Genomic DNA, 23489 nt, shown 5'->3' with positions numbered 1-23489 from the left:
AATTTTATAATATTGAATTATCGGAATTTTGAGTATTTTTTATGGGGGTGAAAAATGCTTCAACAGTATATTAAAGGGTTTATTGAAGAACAAAAAATTCCAGGTGCAGTCATTCATGTGCAACGAGATATGGATGTTCTTTTGAAGCAAAGTTACGGCAATTTTACAGCAAAAGATGGCAGTACTCAGCCAATTACGCAACAAACAATTTTCGATATAGCATCTTTAACGAAAGTAATAGCGACCTTACCATCAGCATTATTATTACTAGCAAGAGGAGAAATTGCATTAGATGATTCAGTGCAAAAGTTTTTACCTAAATTTCTTCATGAAACAGTAACGATTAAGAACCTACTACAGCACAATAGCGGTCTGCAAGCAGATTTATCACCACCAGTGCAAAGGGATGAAGTAAGAAATATATTGGAAGAAATATATCAATTGAAATTAAGTTATAAGACAGGCGAAACCATTGTTTATAGCGATCTAGGAATGATTTTACTAGGCAAAATCATTGAAGAGGTGTCAGGTAAATCTTTAAATAGTTTTGCTGATAATGAAATTTTTAAACCATGGGAGATGCGTCATACTACGTTCAATCCTTCAAAGAACCTTTTACATAATATTGCATCTACTGAATTGGTTAAGGGTCAATATGTGCAAGGTGAGGTACACGATGAAAAGGCATTTTTGTTAAAAGGTGTTTCAGGGAGTGCAGGTCTGTTTTCATGTGTAGAGGACTTAGTAAAGTATGCACAATACTGGTTAGGCATCTCAAAACAATCGATCATACCATCGGAATGGATGGATTTATGTCATTCTCATTTATGTCAGCATAGAGGCCTGGGCTTCGAAGTTTGGACTGGGAAGGATACGGTACCACCCTGCGGAAGGAGGTGGACGGTCGGCTCTTTTGGTCATACAGGTTTTACAGGGACAAGTATTTGGTTGGATCCAAAGAGGAAGTTATTTGTAGTACTACTAACAAATGCAGTGCATTATGGAAGACACTTTCACGTGAAAGAGTTTAGACAAGGGGTTCACGAGTTGGTTTATGATATATACATTTCAAATTAAAAGGGGCGTATTAAAAATGAAAAAATCAAATAAGTACCTGTTTCTGTTTCTGTTTGTCATGTTATTTACGTTGATTTTAGCTGCTTGTTCTGACGATAGTGAAGATACTTCAACAAATAGTAATGCTAGTGATAGTAAAGATAATGGCGAAGTAAGTGAAGCTACAGAAAAAGTAAAGTTAACAATAGGTAGCTGGCGTACAGAAGATGTAGCGAAATACGAAAAAGTTATCGCTTTGTTCAACGAAACAAATCCTGATATCCAAGTTGAGTTTAGTCCAACTAAAAATACGGAATACAACACAGTTTTAAATACAGCGTTACAAGCGGGAGAAGGTCCTGATATTTTCCATCTACGTCCGTATGCAGCAGGATTAAAGCTAGCTGCAGCTGGGTTTGTTGAGCCGATTACAGACCTAAAGGGATTAGATCAATTTTCAGATGACTATTTAGCAGCTTCCCGAGGAGAAGATGGGAAGCAATACGGTGTTCCATTAAACATTAGTTCAACACAATTTTTCTATAATAAAAAAATATTTGCTGACCAAGGTCTTGAAGTGCCAACAACTTGGGATGAATTTATCGAAGTGAATGAAAAATTATTAGCAGCGGGTATTACTCCAATTGCGATGGGAACTAAAGAGAGCTGGTTACTATCTTTAACACATGGCATTGTAGGACCAGGTGTAGTGGATGGAAATGCTTTCGCAGATAAACTTGTTACTGGTGAAAGAGACTTTACAGATCCAGCATTTGTTGAATCAATTGAAGTAATGAATGATTTGAAAAAATATTTCCCTGCTAACTCAGAAGGATTAGGTATGGAAGATATTCGTACATTATTTGCTATGGAGCAGGCAGCAATGTTCCCACTTGGAAGCTGGGAAATCCCAGTTGTTAATGAACTGAATGCAGATTTAGATTACGGCTTTTTCCCAATGCCTTCAAAAACTGGCAATCAAACAGTGACAACTTGGGTTGATGGATCATTTGCGATAAATGCGAACTCTAAAAACAAGGAAGCTGCAAAAACATTTTTAGAATTTTTAACAACAAAAGAGTTTGGAGAATTATTTGTAGAAGAGTTCAAAATGATTAGTGCGCTTCCTGGTATAACTTCAAATGACGAACTTCTTAGTGAGTTAAGTAAAGCAGTGGAAACAAATTCAACGCCATATTACTGGGTAATTAACTTTGTAAGTGGAGATCCGACAACGAAAACAGTATTAGAAACGGAATTACAAGGAATGTATTTAGGAGAAGTAACGCCAGCGGAAGTAGCTCAAAAAGTGCAGGAAAATGCAGAAATTTCATTTGAGCCTTTTAAAAAATAAGAAAAGCGCAAGGCGCCTGTCAGTGGAATACAGTCTAAATTAGCGACATCGTGGTGTTCCCGCGCAAAGCTCGTCGCAAAATAAAAGAACATTTCGCAATGACTGCATGACCCACTTCGTGTGGGCCTCCGACAAGCGAATGGGAAGGTTCGTAGTCCAACTAGTTGGATTCAGAAGATTCCCCATTCGACCTTGAGGGGGTGGTGCCTAGAGTCTGGACAAAAAATGAGTAGAAAAGTTTATCATTTCTTATTCTCAAAAAAGGAGGCTGTGGATGATGACTATGACTGTACAAACAGCTTCAACAAAGAAGGAAAGAAAAAAGGGAAAACGGTGGACTATCCACCTTTTCCCAATACCTGCACTAATTATTTATGGTTTATTCGTGCTCTATCCTATATTAGCTGCATTATCTTATAGCTTTTATTCTTTCAATGGTTTTTCACGAGAGTCATTTGTTGGTTTTAACAATTTCGTTACATTATTTACGACAGAACCCTATGGTTCTATGTTTTTGAATGCGTTTAAGAATAATATACTGTATTTTGTCCTACAAATGATTGTTATGAATGGCTTAGCGTTTTTACTTGCATTTATTATTTATAAAAAAGTAAAAGGTGCTGAGTTTTTCAAGATTGCCTTTTTTTTACCGCGTTTATTATCCGTAATTGTTGTAGGTTTTTTATGGAAGCTTATTTTAAATCCAAACTTCGGCACATTGAACATGTTGCTAGGTAAGCTAGGATTAGAGGAATTACAACGAGCGTGGCTTGGAGACCCAAACACAGCGCTAGTCTCTATTATTCTAGTAAATTGCTGGTTTGGATTAGGGTTCGGGGTATTAATCTTTTTAGCAGGTTTTCAAAGTATTCCGGGTGAACTAGTGGAGGCTGCTAAATTAGATGGAGCAAAAGGAATGACGATGCTTCGGAAAATTTATTTACCGTTAATGGTACCTTCCATTTTGATCATGACAGTATTAACATTTATTCAATCTTTTGAGGCATTTGAGCTCGTATATGCAATGCAAGGGTCAATGGGAGAACCGTATTTTTCTACGGACACGCTAGCTGTATTCTTTTATCGCTTAGCATTTGGTAGTTCCACATCTGGAAGCTCGGATGCGATAGGGCTAGGTTCTGCTTTAGCAACTGTGTTATTTTTCTTCATATTAGTATGTACAATGGTATTCTTGAAATTTATGAATAAAAAAGAAGTACAAATGTAAGGGTGAGTAGTATGAAGAACAGTTCGATATGGTCGAAGCCATTTTATTATGTTGTTGTGTTTGCTGTCGCAACAATTAGTTTGTACCCGATTTTTTTAATGTTTTTATCTTCGTTTAAAACGAGTGCTGAAATTTTCAAGAATCCATTAGGATTGCCAACGAGTTTTAGCTTAGATACATATAGAACATTATTGAGTAAAATACCATTTGATCAATATTTTATCAATAGTGTAATTGTTAGTGTAACCTCTGTTGTGCTCGTTGTTCTCTTTTGCTCGCTAGCAGCATTTTATATTGCACGCTTTAAGTTTAGCTGGAATAATGCTATTTTCTTTTTATTTTTATTAGGAATGATGATTCCAATAAAATTAGGCATTGTGCCACTCTTCATTTTAATGCGTGATTTAGGTCTGATTAATTCACTTTGGTCCCTTATTTTTATGAATATCGCTACAGGTACACCCCTAACAATGCTTATTCTAACTGGCTTCTTTAAAACAATGCCTATGGAGCTAGAGGAAGCCGCAAGAATGGATGGGGCAGGAAACTTACGCGTGCTTTGGAATGTGCTTCTTCCATTAATGCGTCCAGCATTGGGTACAGTGTTAATTGTAAACTTTATTTCCGCATGGAATGATTTTTTCTTTCCTTTAATTTTTATTACTGAAAAGGCGAAGATGACAATTCCAGTTGGAATGTTATCCCTGTTTGGTGAGCACTCAGCGGATTGGGGTTCCCTATTCGCAGGCTTAACATTAGCTTCACTACCGATGATGATTCTATTCTTAGTTGCATCGAAACAATTTATGGAAGGGCTGACAGCCGGTGCACTTAAGTGAGGAATACTTTATCGGTGTAGATGGAGGGGGAACGAAGACAGTCTGTGTTATTGGAGATAACTCTGGTCGAATAATTAGCAAGATTGTAGGTAAGGGTTCCAATATTAAATCTACGAAGCCTGAAAATGTACGTATTCAAATTTTGGAGCTTCTAAATACTTTATTAAAGCAGTCAGGTATACAAAAGGAACAGGTTTCTGCAATATATATTGGAACTGCAGGTGGGGACAGAGAAGAAGATAAACGAACATGGATTGACTGGATGAGCATATATTTTCAATCACATCCGTGTCGTATTCAAATTACGAATGATGCTGTGCCTGCCCTTGTAAGTGGCTCATTTAGTTTGAATGGGCTTGTAGTTATTGCGGGCACAGGATCGATTGCTTATTTAGTACAAGATGATGGAGCGCGTACTACACGTTCAGGGGGCTGGGGCTATTTATTTGGTGATGAAGGAAGCGGTTATCATATTGGTAATGAAGCACTTCGCTATGTAACAAGGTATATTGATAAACATGGCAATTTTTCGCAAGATGAACTGTTAACGCAGGCTGTTTTGCGACATTTTAAGCTACAAAATTCATCTGAAATTATTACCGCCGTGTATGATAATGATAACCCACGTACAGCTATTGCATCATTAGCAAAGCCAGTAATAGAACTAGCAGAGCAAAAGTATGGACCAGCTAATGATATTGTTCAACATGCGATTACGTCGTTAGTTAAGCTTCTTTCTACCATACTAGAGCGGGAGCAGGAAACCAAAGGATTGCCGATTGTACTAAGTGGTGGCTTATTTTTAAATGATATGTTTTGTGGTTCATTTGTAGAGGCTATGCGAAAGTTTGATAATGAATTATATGTACCTTCATTACCACCAGTGATTGGCTCGTATATCAATGCATTGCTTAGCGTAGGCATCCCACTCACGCCTAAACTGAAAAGAGAAGTTATTGAGTCATGGAAACAGCTATGATGAACATAACCATGAAAGGTATGACGTAAATGAATGGATTGGAAAAACTAGCAACGGAAAGATCCAACCCGAAAACGAGTAAATTAGATAGCATGTCCGTGAAGGAAATTATTAAAACGATGAATGAAGAAGATCAGACAGTTGCAATTGCAGTTGCAAAGGTTTTGCCACAAATTGAGGATGCTATTCACATTGTGTATGATAAACTCTCAAAAGGTGGTAGATTGTTTTATGTAGGAGCAGGAACGAGCGGTCGAATTGGGCTCCTAGATGCTGTAGAGTGCCCACCTACATTTAGTACTTCTCCACAAATGGTACAGGCAGTATTGGCCGGTGGTTTAAGTGCTGTCATGGTTGCTGTTGAAGGAGCAGAGGACGATAAGGAGCTTGGAGAAAATGATTTAATACAAAAAAAAATTACTTCAAGTGATGTTGTTATTGGAATTGCTGCTAGTGGTAGAACACCTTATGTAGCGGGTGCACTATCTTATGCTCAATCAATCGGGGCTAAAACAATCAGTTTAACAAGCAATGTGCAAGCAGCTATCAGTCGATTTGCGAATGTAGCGATAGAGGTAGAGACTGGTCCAGAGATATTAACCGGCTCTACACGTTTAAAGGCTGCAACAGCACATAAAATGGTTTTAAACATGATTTCTACAGCTACAATGATTCAACTTGGCAAGGTGTACCAAAATTTAATGGTCGATGTGAACGCTAGTAATTTCAAGTTGAAAGAACGTGCAAAAAGAATTGTTTGTGAAGCAACAAATGTAACGAATGAAGAGGCAGAGAAAGCGTTAGCTGAAACGCAATTTAATGTAAAGCAAGCGATTGTAATGCTTTTAACTGAATTCACAGCCGATGAAGTAGCTGTATTATTGGATAAGACAGATGGAAAAGTTCGGGCTGCAATCGGAGAAATAAAGCTTTAATATGGGGTGAATAGTTATTAACTATTCACTTTTTTCAATAAATCAAGTAATAAATGAGGGTGTGAATATGACACAAAAGGTAAATGCAGGATTAGCTATACTAGAAGAAATGCTGAATCGACTACCACGTTCAGAGCGAAAAATTGCCGAATATATTTTAAAATATCCGAAAGAGTCTATTAATTTTACAGCAGTAGAGTTAGGTAAAAAAAGTGGCACGAGCAGTGCAGCTGTTATACGGCTTTGCAAATCAATCCAAGTTAATAGCTTTCAGGATTTAAAGCTTAGAATTGCTGGCGATTTACAGCACGAGCGCAAAGATGTGCGTGATATTGAGCCGAATGAATCGTTTGAAACGATGGTTGAAAAAATCACAGTTCAAAGTATAAGGTCGTTGAGAGAAACTACAAATATGCTAGATATGGAACAGCTATCGAACGCTGTAAAAGCTATTTTACAGGCTAATCATATTTATTTTTTTGGAGTAGGAGCATCGGGCATTGCTGCAATGGATGCACAGCAAAAATTTATGCGTATTCATAAACAATGTTCTTTTTATCCAGATGTACATTTAGCTGCAACTGCAGTTGCAAATGCATCGGAGAATGATTTAATATTTGGTATTTCATTTTCAGGTGAAACACATGAAGTATCAAAGATTTTAGAAATCGGAATAGAAGCAGGCGCTAAAACAATTAGTCTAACACGGTATGGCAATTGTCTTGTGGCAGATTTAGCCGAAATTAATTTATATACAGCCAGCTCATTAGAACCTGCTTTTCGAAGTGGGGCAACATCTTCAAGACTTGCACAGCTACATGTAATCGATATTCTGTTTATGTGTGTTGCCACGAGTACTTTTGAAAAAACAATAGGTTACTTAGATGCAACAAGAATGGCGATTAGTGATTTATATCAAAAGGTGCCAAAAAGAAAAAATGCGAACGAATAATGCAAAATTTAAGTACATATTAATAATATTTTTTTGTTAATAGGAACTAAATACATCTTATCTTCACAAAATAATAAAACAACATTTGAGAGTAGACTAAGTAACCCCTATCATTAGTTAATGATAGGGGTTACTTTTTATATATAATTAGAATCTATCACGTTTATTCAAGGGGTCGTTGTCCAATCGGTTTTCTTCCATTGGATCATTGTCTAGTGCTTTACTCTCAGTATAGCTTACTAAGGTAGGGTCAGATGTGTCGACAACATCATCTGTACGCTGGATATCTGCTTCTTCACGGCGAACGGACTCAGTTACAAGTTCCGTATCCTTTACTTTTTTCTTGCCTACGACTATTTCTTCACTTACTACAGGTCGTTTTGTCACTTCTACTCGTTCTTCCATGACAGGAATATGAATTTTTTCGCCATCATCCACTATATCCCCAGCTGCAGTCTCGTCAACAACCGCGCGTCTTTCGATATACACTTCTTCACGCTCTACTGGGACTTCAACCGTCTCTTGATCTTCCACAACATGTTTCTCGACGTTCACTTCACCTGCTTGTTGGCGTTCTTTGTCTACAGATAATCGTTCTTCATGAAGACGCATACGTTCTTCGCTAGTTTCATTATCATTCAATGTGTTGGTTCCAGTGAAATTATTGCCTGTATAAGTCGTTCCTAAATCAATATCCTTCTCATCATAAATAGTTCCATACTCTTTATCTACATAGAGAAGGATTCCGCCACTTTTAACTTCGCTGTAGTACCGCTCTGCCTCTTCATCTGTAAATCCCATATTGAGAAACGCTGCACGTACCGGCTCATCACCGCTTATGAAGGCCATGAATTTGTCTAGCCAGTTCCCATCCGCTGAAGTCAAATCGACGTCCGTTTGTCCGCGAACGATTGAAAGAGAATCTTTATCGTTTGTTACTACATAAATATCATCTTCTACATAACCTTCTAGCTTCAATTCATTAATCTTATCCAGTACTGCCTGCTCTGTTCTAAAAGATCCAACATATTTTTTGTCTGCCATTATTAATCTCCTCCTAAAATGTGAAAAATTAATATCGTGCATGTTTAATAGATACCCACTCGTTTCTTAGCTAAACAAAAGTATCGTATTTTGTGCTGTTTTCTTATACAAATTATAAAAGAACAGAAATGCTTACCTGCCCATTAGAATGCGGGTTTGATATACGTTGAACATAATAATTTTATTCCACAAATTGGATGATAATTAATTTGATTATTTTGCTAAAATAATACAGGTGTACTATCAAAAATGTACAACAAAAGGAGGGTATTTTATTGAAAAACGCATTACTTTATGTTTCCTTATTACTAGTTATGCTACTAGTTGCATGTGGGGAAGAGGAAGCAACAGAAAAATCTTCAGCTCCTACAAATGCATCAGAAGAAGTTTCAAAAGACGTTGAAACATCAGAAGAAGCGGATAAAACTGAATCACCAGAATTCGGCAAACGTTCAAATCCAGTGCCAGTAGGAACAACCCAATCGGTTGATATCGCTATCTACGACAATGAATCCAATTCATTTGCAGGAAAAGCAGATATAACGATTACGGAAGTGAAACGTGGCCAGGAAGTACTTGATCTTGTATTAGCTCAAAACGAATACAATGAAACTCCTCCTGAAGGATACGAATATATTCTCTTAAATGTAAAAGCAACTTTAACAGAAGCAGAGACCGAAGATTATGCATGGTTAGCTGATGGATGGGATTTTAACTTTATTGGAGAGGATGGTTCTCCATACGAAATGGCTTCAGTAGTATATGAACCAGAATATCACGGAGAAGTTTATGTAGGCGGAACAGTAGAAGGGTTTGTTGTCAATCAAGTAAAAGTAAACGATCCTATTAAAGTAGTCTACGAGGATGGAAACTGGGATAATGTATTTTTCTCAACAAAATAATATAGGTAGGAGATAGAATGTTGAAAAAACTAATAGCATTTTTAATTGTACTAGTATTTATCGTATCTGCTTGTGGTACAAATGAAACAAGCAATGAAAAAGAAACAGAGAAAGAAACTGAAAATGGTAAAGTGGAGAAAGCAGAAAGCCAATCCGTTAATGTTGATAAAGGATTAATCAATGTGGAAGTTACATTACCAGCTACTTTTTTTGAAGATCAAGACATCAACGAAGTTATTGCAAGTGCTAAAGAAGAAGGTTTTGACGAAGCGACAGCCAATGAAGATGGGTCTGTAACGTATAAAATGTCTAAAGCTAAACATAAGGAAATGATGGAAGACATCAAAACGAGTATATTGGAAACTGTAGAAGAAACAAAAAACAGTGAAGACTATGTTTCTATTAAAGATATTACTCACAATGATACTTTCTCAGAATTCACTTTAGTTGTGGACAAAGCTGCTTACGAAAATAGTTTTGACGGATTTGCTGCTTTTGGTTTAGGAATGTCAGGAGCATACTATCAAATATTTAATGGAGTGAGTACGGAAGATTATAAAGTGCAAATCTCTATTAAAGATGAAGCTTCTGGTGAAGTATTCGATACAATTGTTTATCCTGATGCGTTGGAAGAGTTAGAAGCAGAATAAAAAACAATATTATAAAGAGAATAACAAAGAACCCCAATCATTATTTATTGATTGAGGTTCTTTGTTATATTGGAGGGAATTTAGGTTAAAAATAGTCTACTTTACAATATCTACTATTAAAATTACTCCTAACTATGTAAAATAAAAGAAAAAGAAGTCGAAAAAAATGGAACATAGCATGTAGATTTTAATTTATAAAATTTATCGTAAAAAGTTTATGTGCCTACGATTGGAGACTGGGTGAATGGATAGGGAACAGATGAGATATTCTAGACTTGCGAATATAACTAAAATATTAAATACAAAGCTAGAACTGTGTGAAGTATTACAGCGTGTAACAGCAGCGATATCTGAGGAGATTGTTCAATGTAGTTCTGTTGGTGTTTTTTTACCCCAAGAAGATGGAACATTCAAAGGATACGCTGGAAAACCAGATAACATGAATGGAGAAACGTTGGATACGCAGATAATTGACCCTGAAATCGACCTACTTGCGAAAGAAGTTATTGATACCAAAAAAACTATTTACATCCCTGACACCTCTAAAGATAAAAGGCCGTATCCTAGAGCAGTCGAAGCATTTAAAATTAAATCCATATTAGCTCTTCCTATCTTATTTGAGCAGGATTTATTTGGTCTTGTTTTTTTGTTTAATTATGGAACTCCAATGAACTTAACAGATTCAGAAATTCAAAGTGTGGAAGCATATGTTAATATGGCAGCGGTTGCAATGCGAAACGCAAATAATCTAACGCAAAAGGAAAACCTGATTGACCAAAAACAGTTGTTACTGAATGTTACACGTGATTTATCCATGTGTTCCTCCTTAGAGGAAAGTCTTGAAAAATGTTTTTTTTACATAGAAAAGATTTTACAAAGCAAAAATATTGCTGCCCACTTCCTAGATCCGTTTGAAAAAACAACGATTAGATTAACAAAGTTAAGTATGAACTGTGATTGGACAGAAGCAGAATGGATGAAAAACCTTAATAATACAAGTAAGGACAAAAACTATACGGATATGATTCAAGAGGTTACTAAAACAAAAAAAATCATTCACTTACCTAGTTTTGATCTAAAAGGGCTTCTGATGATTCCTTTGGTTTCGATGGGTAAAGTATTAGGCGTAATAGCAGTTGTGCATTTGGGAGGGGAAGCTCCAAATTACGAGGATTCTCAAATTCAACTTGTACAATCTATAGTTGATGCTACAGCCCCTACATTTTCAAACCTATTGTATATGGACCAACTTGAAAGCATGGTAAAAGAGCGGACAAGAGAACTAGCTTCGGCAAATGAAATGGTTACGAGTGTCATTGAAAGTATTACGGATGGCTTCTTTACTTTAAATAAAGACTGGGAATTTACGTACATAAATGAACATCAATATTTACCACAAGGGAAAAAAGCTAATGACGTATTGGGTATTAATATGTGGGAAATTTTCATGGAAAATGTGGGAATGGATATTTACAGGGAGCTTCATCGTTCAATGTCACAGCGTATTACAGTAAATTTCGAGATGCTTTCACCATATAACAATAATTGGTACGAAGTAGTTGCGTATCCATTTGACGACGGTATTTGTTGTCTATTAAAAGACATAACGGAAAAAAAGGAATATGAGAAGGAATTAAAAAGATTGTCCAATCTAGACTTAATTGGACAAATGGCAGCAGGTATTAGCCATGAGATTAGAAACCCAATGACGACGGTAAAAGGGTTCTTGCAATTAATAAAAAAAGAAGAAGATTTTGAGAAGCATAAAGATTATTTAAACATTATGATTGAAGAATTGGACCGTGCAAATTCAATCATTACTGAGTTTCTTTCAATGGGCAATACAAGAACATCCGATTTAAAGATGTTAGATTTAAATGAAGTTATCCATGATATTATCCCTTTAATAGAGGTTGATGCATCAAATCAAAATAAATTTGTTGAATTCCATACACAAGACATCCCAAAATTATTTTTAAATCGAAATGAGATACGGCAGTTACTAATAAACTTATACCGCAACGGCTTAGAAGCAATGTGTGCGGGGAAAGCTCTCTCTATTAGTACGTATAAGGAAGATGAAAACACGGTGGTACTTGCAGTGCAGGATCAAGGAGTAGGGATCCAGCCTGAAGTATTAGAGAAACTGGGCACGCCATTCTATACTACGAAAGATAATGGTACAGGCTTAGGACTAGGTATATGTTATGCCATCGCTGCTCGTCATAATGCAAATATTGAGATACAAACTGGATCTAAAGGTACTACTTTTATTGTTAAATTTAAAATATGATTAATAAAATATAAGCCATTAGAGAAAAAACTAGATATTAATCAAACTGAAGACTACCTCGAATTTATTTTTATATAAGATAGGTTGGGTTTTCCGCAGCTTTCCGCGGTCGGGCTACGAGCCGCTTGGGTAAACACGGTGTTGTTCACTTATTCGATTCTTATTTTGGACCCGTTAATTTCCGTTCCAGGCGGACGCGTTCCGCCGGCATGGCTTCAGCCGCTTCCCTCGCGACGCTCAGTCCAGGGTCTTCAGCTCATGCGATTCCGGCTGGAGTCGCCGCCTTCCACTCCAATCAACTATTATCCGCTTTTCAATTAGAAAATGATCATGCCATTAATAGAGCAAGTTTTTATCACTTAAATTTTTTCAATTAGTATTTATGGAAAATCGTTGAATAAAGGCGACACTCCTGCGGGAATACCGTTAGCCGAATACCCCGCAGTTGAGGGGAAGGCAATCAAGTTCGCCGCATCCTGCTCCTGCGCAAAGCTCGTCGCAAAAGGAACTTTTGAGGCAACGATTGCATGACCAACATCGTGTTGGCCTAGGAGGCTAAGGCAACGCTAGCTGAAAGAGACCTGTTGTCTACATCTGGATTAATATGTTTTACCTTTAAATTGAGTTCAGTAGTCAAACTAGAACCCAGTTATTCTTAATTGCGAGAACTACTGCTTGGGTACGATGTTCTGCTCCTAGTTTATTTAGAATATTTGATACATAGTTTTTTATAGAATTAACAGATAAAAACATATTTTTGCTTATAGTTTCGTTATTATGGCCGAATGCTAACTGCTGAAGTATTTCCCATTCTCTAGGAATTAATAATTCAGGTGGTTGAAAAATAGGTTTAGGTGAAGATGCTTCCTCTAAATCACTCAACCTTCTTACATCGAGCATAATTTCGTGTATGATTCTTCCATCGATATAACTATGACCATTCTTTACGTTTGCTATTGCTTCTTTAATTTCATTTCTTCCATTCGTCTTAAACAAGTAACCTTTCACACCTAGTCGGATCATTTCTTTTGCAAACTCTTTGTCCTCATCACTTGTCAGGATGATAATTGAAGCTTGTGGTCGCTTGGTTAATAGTTTTTTTACCGAATGGATTGTATCTTTTTTATTGTTATCTACTTCGGATATGATTACATCTGTTATATGTTCCTCGTAGATATTGAGCATCTCATCAGAAGATGTACCCTCAGAGACTATTTTTATATTTTCCGACTGCAATCGTTCTTTAATTTTGGTTCTGACCATCTCTCGATTATCAATAATCGCAACATTTATCATTTGAATTTCTCCTTTCACAAGAGTTTCAAAGGCATGTATCAATTGAATACCCCCTACTCCAACTTCCTAGACATAAAATAATAAATACTAGTATTGTTTATTCAAATCAAAACCAAAAAAAGAACATACGTTATCCATTATGATAAAATTGAATTAGATATTATAATGTAGACCGATATTGAGTTTAACCAAAAACGTAGACGATCGAGAAAGGATTAGAAAAATGAATTTTTCGATGAATGAAAAGAAAATCAAAAGATTATGTGGAGAAACTGCTTTTAAAAAGGGTAAAGCATACTTTCAGGCGGGAAAAGTAACCCTTCACTCCTTTGAACAAATAGAAATTAAAGCGAGTGTAAAAGCAGGAGAGAATTTTTATACAACGGTAAAAGTCAATTCAGATGGGAAAATCATCGCTACATGTACTTGCCCACCTATAGACTTTGTAAAAACTCATTGCCAACATATAGCTGCAACATTCCTAGCAATCGAAGAGAAACAACAGGTGGAAGACCATTTGGCTGTAAAAATGCTGAATTTATTTGAAAAATCCTTACTTCCTACCGGAAAACAATTGCATTTTGATAAAAGACAGATGCTTCACATTGAATTTACTTGCCTTCCGATTGAGCTTGAGGACGGAGAATATGCTTTTGGAATACAAATGAGCGTTGGTGCCCATACATTCCAATCTATCGAAAATATAACGAAATTTCTTGAAGAAATAGGAAGAAGGCAAACTTTTGAATACTCCACTGGTTTGATATATACACCGGAGTTCTACAGTTTTCCGAAAGAAACGGATGAGGTTCTCCAATTCCTAATGAAAAGTCAGCGTGTAAACAATAAAACGGACTTACAAGACGATTTATTGCTAATTTCAGCTTCTGATTGGGAGCAGCTTCTTCCATTATTGTCGAAGGCACCAAGAGTAAGATTTTTCCACGAGGGGTTGCTTTATGAAGGAATTCAGTTTGAACAAGAGCTTTCATTACGTTTTGAGTTTGATGAAGCAAAGAAGCCGGACTACCAACTAAATGTAAAAGGACTTGACCAAATAATTGTTTTCAAAGCATATGGCTACGCGTTTTCAAAAGGTAAATTGTACAAGCTACCTCTAGATGATTGCAACCGATTGGCAGAGTTAAAAGTAATGCTGGATCAGTCAGGGAAGCACGAGCTTATCATCCCGGAAAAACAAATAGATCATTTTATGGAGAAGGTTATACCCAGCTTGATGAAGGTCGGTCAAGTGCATATAGGAGAATCTATTTCGAAAAGAATGGGAGAAACTCAACTAAAGGTGAAGTTATATCTAGACCGAGTGAAGAATCGATTACTTGCAGGGTTGGAATTCCATTATGGACATATGATGATTAATCCTTGTGAAGAAACAGAACAATCATTTACCCATTTTCCAGGGATAAGACGTCAGCGTGATAAAGAACTGCAGGTGATACAATTACTCCTAGAAAATTCATTTACCCAAACGCCTGGTGGATTTTACTTATATGATGAGGAAGCGGAATATCACTTTTTGTATCATGTACTAGCAAGAATGGAGAAATGGGTTCAAGTATATGCTTCGATAGCTGTGAAACTACGTGTAAACAAAGAATACACCGGTCCGAGAATAAGAGTAGAAATGAAGGAGCGGACGGAGTGGTTGGAGTTCCGTTTCGATCTAAAAGGAATTCCAGAAAAGGAAATTCAACATCTAATGGTTTCGCTTGAAGAAAAAAGGAAGTATTATCGAATTCCAAATGGTAATTTGGTTTCGTTGGAAACTCCGAGTTTCTTGGCTCTATCCAGTTTTATCCGTGATATGGGATTATCTAATGACAATATAACGGAAGGTATACGAGTTCCTTTAATTCAGGGAATACAAGCAATTAATTCCTTAGAGCAAGGTGATTTAGTAGATTCCGGTGAAAATTTTGCAAAGCTCCTAAAAAATTTAAACGATCCAGAAAACGTGGAATTGGACGGTTCTATTCCTTTAGGATACGTACTTCGAGATTACCAAAAAGTAGGCTTTAGATGGATGAAGCTATTAGCAAAATATAAATTCGGAGGAATTCTGGCAGATGATATGGGGTTGGGTAAAACATTGCAAAGCATTGCATTCATTGAATCAGTGCTTCCTGAAGTACGCGCACGAAAATTGCCAGTATTAATCGTATCTCCTGCGTCACTCATCTACAATTGGAAGAACGAGTTGGAAAAATTCACACCACATATAAATGCACAAATCATAGATGGAAGCAAAGAAAAGAGAAGCTCCTTATGGATGTCATCTTTAGAAGCAGATGTAATAATCACATCTTATCCGACACTGAGGATGGATACGGACCTTTACCGCAAACAGCCTTTTCATACGTTGTTTTTGGATGAAGCACAAGCATTTAAAAATCCTGTTACCAAGACAGCGAAATCGGTGAAAATGATTCAAGCAGTATATCGATTTGCGCTTACAGGAACGCCAATAGAAAACGCCTTAGAAGAACTTTGGTCCATTTTTCACGTAGTATTTCCTGGCTTGTTACCAGACAGAAGAGCTTTTAGCGAATTAAGGAGAGAAAACGTAGCAAAACGTGTACGCCCATTTATATTACGACGAATGAAAAAGGACGTTTTGAAAGAGTTGCCTAATAAAATGGAAACCATTCTTTTCTCCGAGTTACATTCAGAACAGAAAAAAATATATGCAGCTTATTTGGCAGAACTAAAACACGATGCTTTAAAGCATTTAAAGAAAAACACCTTTCAAAAAAACCGCATAAAATTTTTAGCAGGTCTCACGAGACTTCGGCAACTCTGCTGCCATCCGAGCCTATTTGTGGAGGGCTATACCGGAGGCTCAGCAAAGTATGAGCAACTGATGGAAATCTTAGAAGAATGCCGAATGTCAGGAAGACGAGTACTCGTTTTTTCTCAGTTCACGCAAATGCTCGGAATCATCAGAAGGCAACTAATACGACAAGGCACACCATACTTTTACTTAGACGGCCAAACCCCACCGTCCGATCGCGTCGCATTATGCAATCGCTTCAATGAAGACGAAGGAGACCTATTTCTCGTATCCTTAAAAGCCGGTGGCACAGGTTTAAACTTAACTGGAGCAGACACCGTAATCCTATACGATCTCTGGTGGAACCCCGCAGTCGAACAACAAGCAGCAGACCGCGCCCACCGAATGGGACAAAAAAACGAAGTAAACATCATCCGCTTAATAGCAAAAGGCACAATCGAAGAAAAAATAAACCAACTCCAACAAAAAAAGATGAGTCTTATCGATGAAGTGATACATTCCGGTGGAGATGTGATGACTAGTATGACGGAGGAGGATATTCGGGAGATATTGATGATTGAGTGAGGATTTCTTTGAAGATTTTGAAGTACCATCAGGTAATCTATCATTTCCAATTTATGGAGTATTCCTAGTAATACTAAATCCTAAAATCAATCGTGGAATTAAGTTCTTGCATTTTGAAGAATTTTGTTGCAAATGCTAAAATTTATAGTCTTGTATAAAAAAGTGAAGTTTTGACAATTCATATGAAATGCACAGAGTTAACAAAAGGAGTATCTACAAGCTAAAGCTTATGTAGATACTCCTTCAAGATTTTTATGGGGTTATTCTTCAACCAAATAATGATAAATGTTGGATTGTACTGGTTCTTTAAGGTACATACTCATAGTAGCGACACTATAGGTTTTTCCTTTGTCTAAAAGACTATCGTTTTGTGCACTACTAGAATCAACTGTGACTTCTCCGAGGTAATAGAAATCTTTACCCTCACCATTATGTTTTTTGACAAACAAATGAACAGCAATATTAGCTTCAGAGGAATTCACTATAGGAGCAATATCTTTAGCTGTAATTTTTCTATTCTTTGTTGAACACCATTTAAAAATATCTGGTGATAAAAACTCGTCCATATATTTAACTTCTGAATCATCTTCTTCAGCTTTATGATAGTTTACAAAAATAGGACAGGTATTCATTTTAACTCTGCCACCATTCAAAGTACCTTCTTCATTACTATCCCAATTTAAGAGTCTACAAACATCTTTTCTAGAATACTTTTCGTACATTGTAAATGGGGATTGTAGATTGTATTTTTTGTTTTTTTCAATACTACACAAAATTATATCTTCTAACATTAATTTAAATGAATCTTTTTCAATACTTTTTTGGAGCTCATTGTTTAGCTTATATTTACCATTTTCAAAGATTATAATTGGCTTCAATCCATAGTTTTTCTTCGCGGTTGTCACGAAGAAATTTAATGATAGTAAGTTTTCTACGGATGTAATAGTTTCTTCGTCAAGATAAGTTCCAAAATCCTTTAATATTTTTAGGTAATCAACTTTAGATATTTCACTTTGCTTTATTAAATTTTGAATTAACAATATTTCATGAATTCTTTTTCCATTAATAAGTTCTTGAGAAAACATTGTTAATACCGCATGTTCATAATCATTTATATTTGGAACTGGTTCATTCATACTTAATAAAAAATCAAAGTAATTTTTCTTTTTTATAAAGATTACTTCAGGATCAATAGAATTATTTTTAATAAAATCTAATAATAAAGGAACTCGACCTAAACGATTTTTTAATTCTTTGTATGGAGTTTCGAGAAATTCCTTATTGTACAATTTTAACTTTTTATTATCAATAGCATCAAAAATACGTTTCTTAGCAATTTCTTCAAAATTAATTGTTGAAACTCCTTGAATATAGTCGGTATTAACGGTTCTACGTCGGACATTATCTTTGTTCATGGATTGATCACCAGAAAGGGCAATAGGAATTAGATAGTTATTTTTATAGTTACCGATGAAGTCAATGATAGTTACATAATCCTTTTCATTATGCTTGCGTAGACCACGCCCTAGTTGCTGGATGAAAATAATACTAGACTGTGTTTGACGAAGCATTACGATTTGGTTCAAAAATGGAATATCAATACCCTCATTAAAAATATCTACCGTTAAAATATAATCAATTTCGTAACGCTCTAATTTACTAATTGCATCTTCTCTTTCTGGTTGTGAATTATCACCTGTTAGTGCAATAGTGTTTAACCCATGGGTATTTAAAATTGAAGAAAGAGCATGTGTTTCTTCTTTAGAACTACAGAAGATTAAGCCTCGTACTCTTTTCCCTGAATAGCCGTAGTAATTAATTTTTTCTAGAATATGATGGACACGTTCATTTGATACAAGCCGCTGTAGAGTAGATGTATCATCAATGACTTCTCCGCCTCTCTCATAATCAGTCACGCCAAAATAATGAAATGGACACAGCATTTCTTCTTCAAGAGCAGCCTGCAATCGAATTTCATACGCTATATTGTAATCAAACAGTTCAAAGATATTAAAACTATCTGTACGTTCAGGAGTAGCTGTCATACCTAGTAAAAACTCAGGTTCAAAATAATTTATAATATTGAGGTAAGAAGCTGCACCTGCACGATGTACTTCATCTATTAAAATATAGTCAAATTCATCTTTTTCGAATTTTTGCAGATGGCGTTGTGAAGATAAAGTTTGAACTGTTGCAAATAAATATCTTGCATTCATATCCTTCGAATTTCCAGAAAGTATACCAAAATCATCTGGATTACCACCTAGTATTGTTCTATAATCTTGAAGTGCCTTCTTTAATATTTGTTCTCTATGAACCACAAAGAGCATTTTTTTAGGGGCGAAGTTCCGTACATCGAATGCAGATAAGTACGTTTTTCCGGTACCAGTAGCAGAAATAATTAAGCCTTTTTTAGCACCCGTTGCACGAAGAGTTTTTAACTGTCCCAGTGCATCGATTTGCATTTTATTAGGTTGAATAGCGAGACTATCAGATAATTGGTTTGTTAAATATTCTGTGTTTACTTGAAATACATTGGTAGCTGAATGTTTAATGAAAGGTTGCTTTTCGTAATTAAAATTGTAGTTATTAATCCAATCAATGTTTAAAGGAATTGCTTCGTTCCAGGCTTCTTCAAATTGGTTTTTAAAGTGATGGATGATTTCTCCATCTTCTAAAGAAGTTAAATAGACATTCCACTCATAGTTAGCTTTTAATGCACTATCCGTTAGGTTAGAGCTACCTACTATTAAAGAATAATAGTTTATATGTTCGAATATATATCCTTTAGAGTGGAATCCTTTAACCCCAGTTAGCCGGACCTCTACATTTTCTAGTTTCATTAGTTCTTTGAACATTTTGGGTTGATTAAAATTCAAAAAAGTAGAGGTTAGAATTCTACCTTTGATTCCTTTTAGCTGAAGATCATAAAGCATGGTTTTTAATGTCGCTAGACCACCCTCAGTAATGAAGGCAACGGAAAAATTGAAGGTTTTACATGTTTTCATTTCTTGAAGGAGCGTTGACAAAACATTTTCGTGGGATTTATTTGATAGCAGCTTAGGTTTAAATTGTCCTGATACAGGATTACTTTGATCAATAAACCCCTTATGTAATGAATTCTTCATTTTACGGATAAGTTGTTCCATTTAATCACGTCATTTCATTCAAATTTTCCGAATATCTACTTTTCTTTTATGATTTTTTCAACTGCTGGTATATCTGCAGGTGCAAAATTAAGTCTATGTAGGTTTTCACGAGTTACCCATCTCATGTCAGCATGCTCAGTTGCGATGGGGAAACCTTCTAATAGTTTTGCTTTATACGTTTCTAATCTAACGATAAACTTTTCATATTCATATGTTGTATCTTCGACCTTCTGACCAACCTCAATTGCACAATCAAATTCTTCTTTAATTTCACGATGTAATGCTTGCTCCGCAGTTTCTCCAGTTTCAATTTTACCACCTGGGAATTCCCAAAGATTTGGAAGAGACATTTCGGAACTTCTTAAAGCACAAAAAATTTCATTTTTATCATTTTCGATAATTGCACCAACAACATGGACTGACTTCTTCATTTTTTATCTCCCTAAATTTAATTTATAACTGTATCATAGCTGATTTTAATGTAATGAGCAGCAAAATACTTAAAATTAGCAAAGAAGGGAACCTACACATTATCCATTCCTCTGGTTGAATAATGCACACAAAATTCTGATGAAGAGAGCCTTATTTAATTATGGGAATCAAGAAAGTGAAGTTTTTTGAGTTTGGAAATATGGAAAGTCCAAAGAGGAACCAAACAAAAAGTTAGAAAAAATTTATTAGTATTTCAAAAGAATAGATCATTAACCGGTTTACTTTGTAGATTCGTAATTATATGGGTTACACAAATCAAAAGATGTTGTTTAAATGAATATAGCCCTGCAATCGATTTATTTCGACTGTAGGGCTACTTTTTTTTGAATGTTATTTAAGAAACCATTAAACCCCAAATCTCTGTCTATATCCACACTTCCTGCACATTTCTTCAACAGCTTCTCTTCTCGTAAATCCATCATAGAGGGCATTTGCTCGATCACTTTCGATAATTTCTGAGAAGGGAGTTTTATTGATATTGCCTAGATTGATGACACCTTCTCCGTCCAGGCAGCAAGGGACAACGGTTCCATCAACAAGAATGGCTGCTTGACTGCGGAGAGCATGGCAGAATCCTTTTCCATCATCTTCTGGTGCTTGTAAGCTAGGCCATTGAAATTCATGGTCTTGGTTTAGATAAACGTTCTGAGAAATTTTAATACCTTTTCCTGGCTGTACTTTTTCTTCGATTTTGTAATCTAGGTTGTACTCATTTTCTAAGATTTCTAATGTTTCTCGGTTTCTTCGTTGTGCCAAATCCGAAGTTGCTTCTTTTTGTAAATTCCATAATCGATAGGAAATGATTGTATTATGCTCCTTGGCATCACGCACGAATTCCAGAATATCTCCTAAGTATTTTTCTCGATTTTCTGATCCTTCATGGCCATCAAAGCTATGTAGGGAGAAGTTGATTTGGCGTAATGCAGGTTTGCCTAGTAGTTTTTCACGATTCTTTTTAATAAGCGTCCCGTTTGTCGTAATATTTACTTTAAATCCTTTTGCATGTGCAGCATCGAGCAATTGGTCGATTCTCGCATGCAGTAGGGGTTCCCCTTTGACATGAAGATAAATATATTTCGTATGGTCTTTAATCTGATCTAGTATGTTGTTAAATGCATCAAGTTTAATAATATTTGCCTTTCGACTTGTTGGAGGACAGAAGCTACAAGCCAGATTACATACGCTTGTAATTTCAATATACATTTTCTTAAATGTTTTCAATGTTTGTTCACCATTCCAGTTCTAATATATTCACATAACTACATTCATTCTAACAGAAAATATACATTCCTTAAGTAGTTTTTGAAAGCACGTAGGGAATCTATAAAATACAAGATATTAAGAATTATAAATTTAACAAAGAATGGTTATTTCCCTCTTTATCTAGTATAATTTATTCAGTAAATATAGAGTATATTTAGATGCTTTTTAATAGGTATAAGGATTTATTTGGGGGTAAAATCGTGTATTGTTCAAAGTGTGGTGTAAAAAATGAAGAGGGTGCAAAATTTTGTACCGGTTGTGGAACTAGTCTAACTCCACAAAAGAATGGGTCAAAAGGTTTTCTAATTTTAGGGATTATACTTTGTTTTATTATATTAGGTGGGGTTGGGTATGGTTTTAAAGAGCTACTCTTTTCAAAGAATGAAGCTCAAAATGTTTTAGATGAAGTCAAATCGACTGTAGAAGAAACTCGCTCAACACTTACAGAAAAAGCAAAAGTAGTAGCGGAAGGTAAAGTACCTAAAGTTGAAGCGAAAGACAAGACACAAGTCATACAAGAAACGATGCCGAAAGTATTTACAATCCTGACTCAGGAAGGTCAAGGCTCAGGATTCCTGTATGGGCAAGGCGGATACATTGTAACAAATGCACATGTGGTAGCAGGATATACAGACGTTATTGTTCGAAACTCGGTTGGGAAAGAATCAAATGCGAAGGTAATCGGTATATCAGACCGTTCAGACGTTGCTCTTCTTCTTTCGGAAGATTATGTACAAGTAAAACCTCTCCTTACGGAAAATGAGGACTCGATTATTGGTACAGAGGTAATTGCTCTTGGAAGCCCTCAAGGTTTTGAAAACTCTGCATCTATCGGCTACTTGACTGGCATTAATCGAGATATGGAACTAGGATTTATTTATGAACATTTATACCAGATTGATGCACAGATTGATCAAGGTAGTAGTGGTGGTCCATTAATTGATGCGAAGACTGGAAAAGTGATCGGTATCAATTCACTTATTTATACGGAAAATAATTTATTTGGTTTTTCAATTCCTATGAATAGTGTAACGAATTTAGTAGATAACTGGATTGCAAATCCTATGAGCTCCAAGCAGGTTACTTCTCTTTTTGGTATTTACGAGGAGTATACATATAGTGATGATAGTGCTTCAGAAGATACCACTTTTGAAGAAGATTACACAGAAGAAAACTGGAACAATTATTCATTTGAAGAAGAATCACTATCTAATTTTATTATTACGTATAGAGAGTATTATGAGATGGCGTTGGACGCTGAGGATTTTTATTGGATTCAAGACTTGATCCAACCTGGCAGCACTGCTTACACAGATTTAGAGGAGTATATAAAAGAAATCGCTGGGCAAGGCATGACTTTTGACTTTACATCAAATATTGTCACTGGAGTGGAAATTTTCGAAGACTATGCACTAGTTTCAACAAACGAAGAATTTGATTTTATAAACGCTGCAGGTGAATACAAGTATTATAATCGTGATAAAGTATACACGGTGGTAATCGATAGTGAAGGTTATTATCAGATCACGGATATTGAAATATTTGACTAAAGCAGTTTGAAAGATGTATTTCCAATCCATTCTATTGTTTTTACGTGTAAGTAACCTGAAAATAGCGAAAGAGTAGCCGAAATTGCATCTTCGGCTACTTTCTCAATTCATAGAAAGTATTTATTCTTTCA

At 35.8% G+C, this 23489-nt stretch carries 17 protein-coding genes and 1 pseudogene; 13 read left to right on the top strand and 5 right to left on the bottom strand.

Annotated features, from left to right (window positions below; genetic code table 11):
* The first annotated feature begins 54 nt into the window (after positions 1-54).
* The 7 genes from P2Q73_RS15440 (at position 55) to P2Q73_RS15410 (ending at position 7343) form a co-directional block, all read left to right on the top strand.
* Positions 55-1077 carry a serine hydrolase domain-containing protein gene (locus P2Q73_RS15440; protein ID WP_275788871.1) on the top strand — a complete coding sequence of 341 codons (1023 nt, stop codon included), beginning with the start codon at positions 55-57 and terminating at the stop codon, positions 1075-1077.
* Positions 1078-1093: 16 nt separating this feature from the next.
* Entirely contained in the window at positions 1094-2410 is a 1317-nt protein-coding gene (locus P2Q73_RS15435) for an ABC transporter substrate-binding protein (RefSeq protein ID WP_275788868.1), read from the top strand.
* A gap of 283 nt (positions 2411-2693) precedes the next feature.
* A complete protein-coding gene (locus P2Q73_RS15430) occupies positions 2694-3638 on the top strand; it encodes a carbohydrate ABC transporter permease (RefSeq protein WP_053592231.1) in 945 nt (314 codons plus the stop codon).
* Positions 3639-3649: 11 nt separating this feature from the next.
* Positions 3650-4477 (top strand): carbohydrate ABC transporter permease, encoded by an 828-nt coding sequence (locus tag P2Q73_RS15425; RefSeq protein WP_275788865.1) that lies wholly within the window; start codon positions 3650-3652, stop codon positions 4475-4477.
* Positions 4464-5456, top strand: a complete 993-nt coding sequence (locus P2Q73_RS15420; protein ID WP_275788863.1) for an N-acetylglucosamine kinase — start codon at positions 4464-4466, stop codon at positions 5454-5456. The genes P2Q73_RS15425 and P2Q73_RS15420 overlap by 14 nt, the downstream gene beginning before the upstream one ends.
* A gap of 29 nt (positions 5457-5485) precedes the next feature.
* On the top strand, positions 5486-6391 hold the full coding sequence (murQ, locus tag P2Q73_RS15415; protein WP_056828800.1) for an N-acetylmuramic acid 6-phosphate etherase: 906 nt from the start codon (positions 5486-5488) through the stop codon (positions 6389-6391).
* 67 nt (positions 6392-6458) lie between these two features.
* Positions 6459-7343, top strand: a complete 885-nt coding sequence (locus tag P2Q73_RS15410; protein ID WP_275788858.1) for a MurR/RpiR family transcriptional regulator — start codon at positions 6459-6461, stop codon at positions 7341-7343.
* A gap of 147 nt (positions 7344-7490) precedes the next feature.
* Here P2Q73_RS15410 and P2Q73_RS15405 read toward each other — a convergent pair whose 3' ends face one another.
* A complete protein-coding gene (locus P2Q73_RS15405; RefSeq protein ID WP_275788856.1) occupies positions 7491-8387 on the bottom strand; it encodes a YsnF/AvaK domain-containing protein in 897 nt (298 codons plus the stop codon).
* Between the two features lie 275 nt (positions 8388-8662).
* Here P2Q73_RS15405 and P2Q73_RS15400 point away from each other — a divergent pair, with 275 nt between their 5' ends.
* The 3 genes from P2Q73_RS15400 to P2Q73_RS15390 all read left to right on the top strand — a co-directional run bounded on the left by P2Q73_RS15400 (position 8663) and on the right by P2Q73_RS15390 (position 12232).
* On the top strand, positions 8663-9289 hold the full coding sequence (locus P2Q73_RS15400) for a hypothetical protein (RefSeq protein ID WP_056828788.1): 627 nt from the start codon (positions 8663-8665) through the stop codon (positions 9287-9289).
* Positions 9290-9306: 17 nt separating this feature from the next.
* Complete coding sequence (locus P2Q73_RS15395) at positions 9307-9939, top strand: hypothetical protein (RefSeq protein WP_056828786.1); 633 nt, start codon at positions 9307-9309, stop codon at positions 9937-9939.
* A gap of 244 nt (positions 9940-10183) precedes the next feature.
* The gene (locus tag P2Q73_RS15390) at positions 10184-12232 is read left to right on the top strand and encodes an ATP-binding protein (RefSeq protein WP_275788851.1); all 2049 of its coding nucleotides are present in this window, start codon (positions 10184-10186) and stop codon (positions 12230-12232) included.
* A 633-nt stretch (positions 12233-12865) separates the two neighbouring features.
* Here P2Q73_RS15390 and P2Q73_RS15385 read toward each other — a convergent pair.
* Positions 12866-13570 (bottom strand): LuxR C-terminal-related transcriptional regulator, encoded by a 705-nt coding sequence (locus tag P2Q73_RS15385; RefSeq protein WP_275788849.1) that lies wholly within the window; start codon positions 13568-13570, stop codon positions 12866-12868.
* Positions 13571-13751: 181 nt separating this feature from the next.
* Here P2Q73_RS15385 and P2Q73_RS15380 point away from each other — a divergent pair, with 181 nt between their 5' ends.
* Positions 13752-16904 carry a DEAD/DEAH box helicase gene (locus P2Q73_RS15380; RefSeq protein ID WP_275788846.1) on the top strand — a complete coding sequence of 1051 codons (3153 nt, stop codon included), beginning with the start codon at positions 13752-13754 and terminating at the stop codon, positions 16902-16904.
* Between the two features lie 260 nt (positions 16905-17164).
* Here P2Q73_RS15380 and P2Q73_RS15375 read toward each other — a convergent pair whose 3' ends face one another.
* The gene (locus P2Q73_RS15375; RefSeq protein ID WP_275788843.1) at positions 17165-20053 is read right to left on the bottom strand and encodes a DEAD/DEAH box helicase; all 2889 of its coding nucleotides are present in this window, start codon (positions 20051-20053) and stop codon (positions 17165-17167) included.
* A gap of 35 nt (positions 20054-20088) precedes the next feature.
* A complete protein-coding gene (locus P2Q73_RS15370) occupies positions 20089-20484 on the bottom strand; it encodes a (deoxy)nucleoside triphosphate pyrophosphohydrolase (RefSeq protein ID WP_056828778.1) in 396 nt (131 codons plus the stop codon).
* Between the two features lie 91 nt (positions 20485-20575).
* On the opposite strand from P2Q73_RS15370, the pseudogene P2Q73_RS15365 reads away from it, so the two are divergent.
* Positions 20576-20734, top strand: a pseudogene (locus P2Q73_RS15365) (NAD(P)H-dependent oxidoreductase); the annotation flags it as partial.
* Between the two features lie 156 nt (positions 20735-20890).
* Here P2Q73_RS15365 and P2Q73_RS15360 read toward each other — a convergent pair.
* Positions 20891-21766: a radical SAM/SPASM domain-containing protein gene (locus P2Q73_RS15360; protein WP_056828776.1), complete on the bottom strand. Its 876-nt coding sequence runs from the start codon at positions 21764-21766 to the stop codon at positions 20891-20893.
* A 242-nt stretch (positions 21767-22008) separates the two neighbouring features.
* Here P2Q73_RS15360 and P2Q73_RS15355 point away from each other — a divergent pair, with 242 nt between their 5' ends.
* Entirely contained in the window at positions 22009-23358 is a 1350-nt protein-coding gene (locus P2Q73_RS15355) for a trypsin-like peptidase domain-containing protein (protein WP_275788838.1), read from the top strand.
* Positions 23359-23489 lie beyond the last annotated feature (131 nt).

The sequence above is a fragment of the Bacillus sp. Cr_A10 genome (genome assembly GCF_029222665.1).
GTDB lineage: Bacteria > Bacillota > Bacilli > Bacillales_A > Planococcaceae > Psychrobacillus.
This window is presented reverse-complemented; position numbering and strand designations above follow the sequence as displayed.

What these genes read in the sequence shown, in the direction of transcription:
- P2Q73_RS15370 (WP_056828778.1), bottom strand. Translation starts at nt 20,484, where the DNA reads ATGAAGAAGTCAGTCCATGTTGTTGGTGCAATTATCGAAAATGATAAA.
- P2Q73_RS15390 (WP_275788851.1), top strand. Translation starts at nt 10,184, where the DNA reads ATGGATAGGGAACAGATGAGATATTCTAGACTTGCGAATATAACTAAA.
- P2Q73_RS15375 (WP_275788843.1), bottom strand. Translation starts at nt 20,053, where the DNA reads ATGGAACAACTTATCCGTAAAATGAAGAATTCATTACATAAGGGGTTT.
- P2Q73_RS15380 (WP_275788846.1), top strand. Translation starts at nt 13,752, where the DNA reads ATGAATTTTTCGATGAATGAAAAGAAAATCAAAAGATTATGTGGAGAA.
- P2Q73_RS15440 (WP_275788871.1), top strand. Translation starts at nt 55, where the DNA reads ATGCTTCAACAGTATATTAAAGGGTTTATTGAAGAACAAAAAATTCCA.
- murQ (WP_056828800.1), top strand. Translation starts at nt 5,486, where the DNA reads ATGAATGGATTGGAAAAACTAGCAACGGAAAGATCCAACCCGAAAACG.
- P2Q73_RS15435 (WP_275788868.1), top strand. Translation starts at nt 1,094, where the DNA reads ATGAAAAAATCAAATAAGTACCTGTTTCTGTTTCTGTTTGTCATGTTA.
- P2Q73_RS15410 (WP_275788858.1), top strand. Translation starts at nt 6,459, where the DNA reads ATGACACAAAAGGTAAATGCAGGATTAGCTATACTAGAAGAAATGCTG.
- P2Q73_RS15395 (WP_056828786.1), top strand. Translation starts at nt 9,307, where the DNA reads ATGTTGAAAAAACTAATAGCATTTTTAATTGTACTAGTATTTATCGTA.
- P2Q73_RS15430 (WP_053592231.1), top strand. Translation starts at nt 2,694, where the DNA reads ATGACTGTACAAACAGCTTCAACAAAGAAGGAAAGAAAAAAGGGAAAA.
- P2Q73_RS15425 (WP_275788865.1), top strand. Translation starts at nt 3,650, where the DNA reads ATGAAGAACAGTTCGATATGGTCGAAGCCATTTTATTATGTTGTTGTG.
- P2Q73_RS15405 (WP_275788856.1), bottom strand. Translation starts at nt 8,387, where the DNA reads ATGGCAGACAAAAAATATGTTGGATCTTTTAGAACAGAGCAGGCAGTA.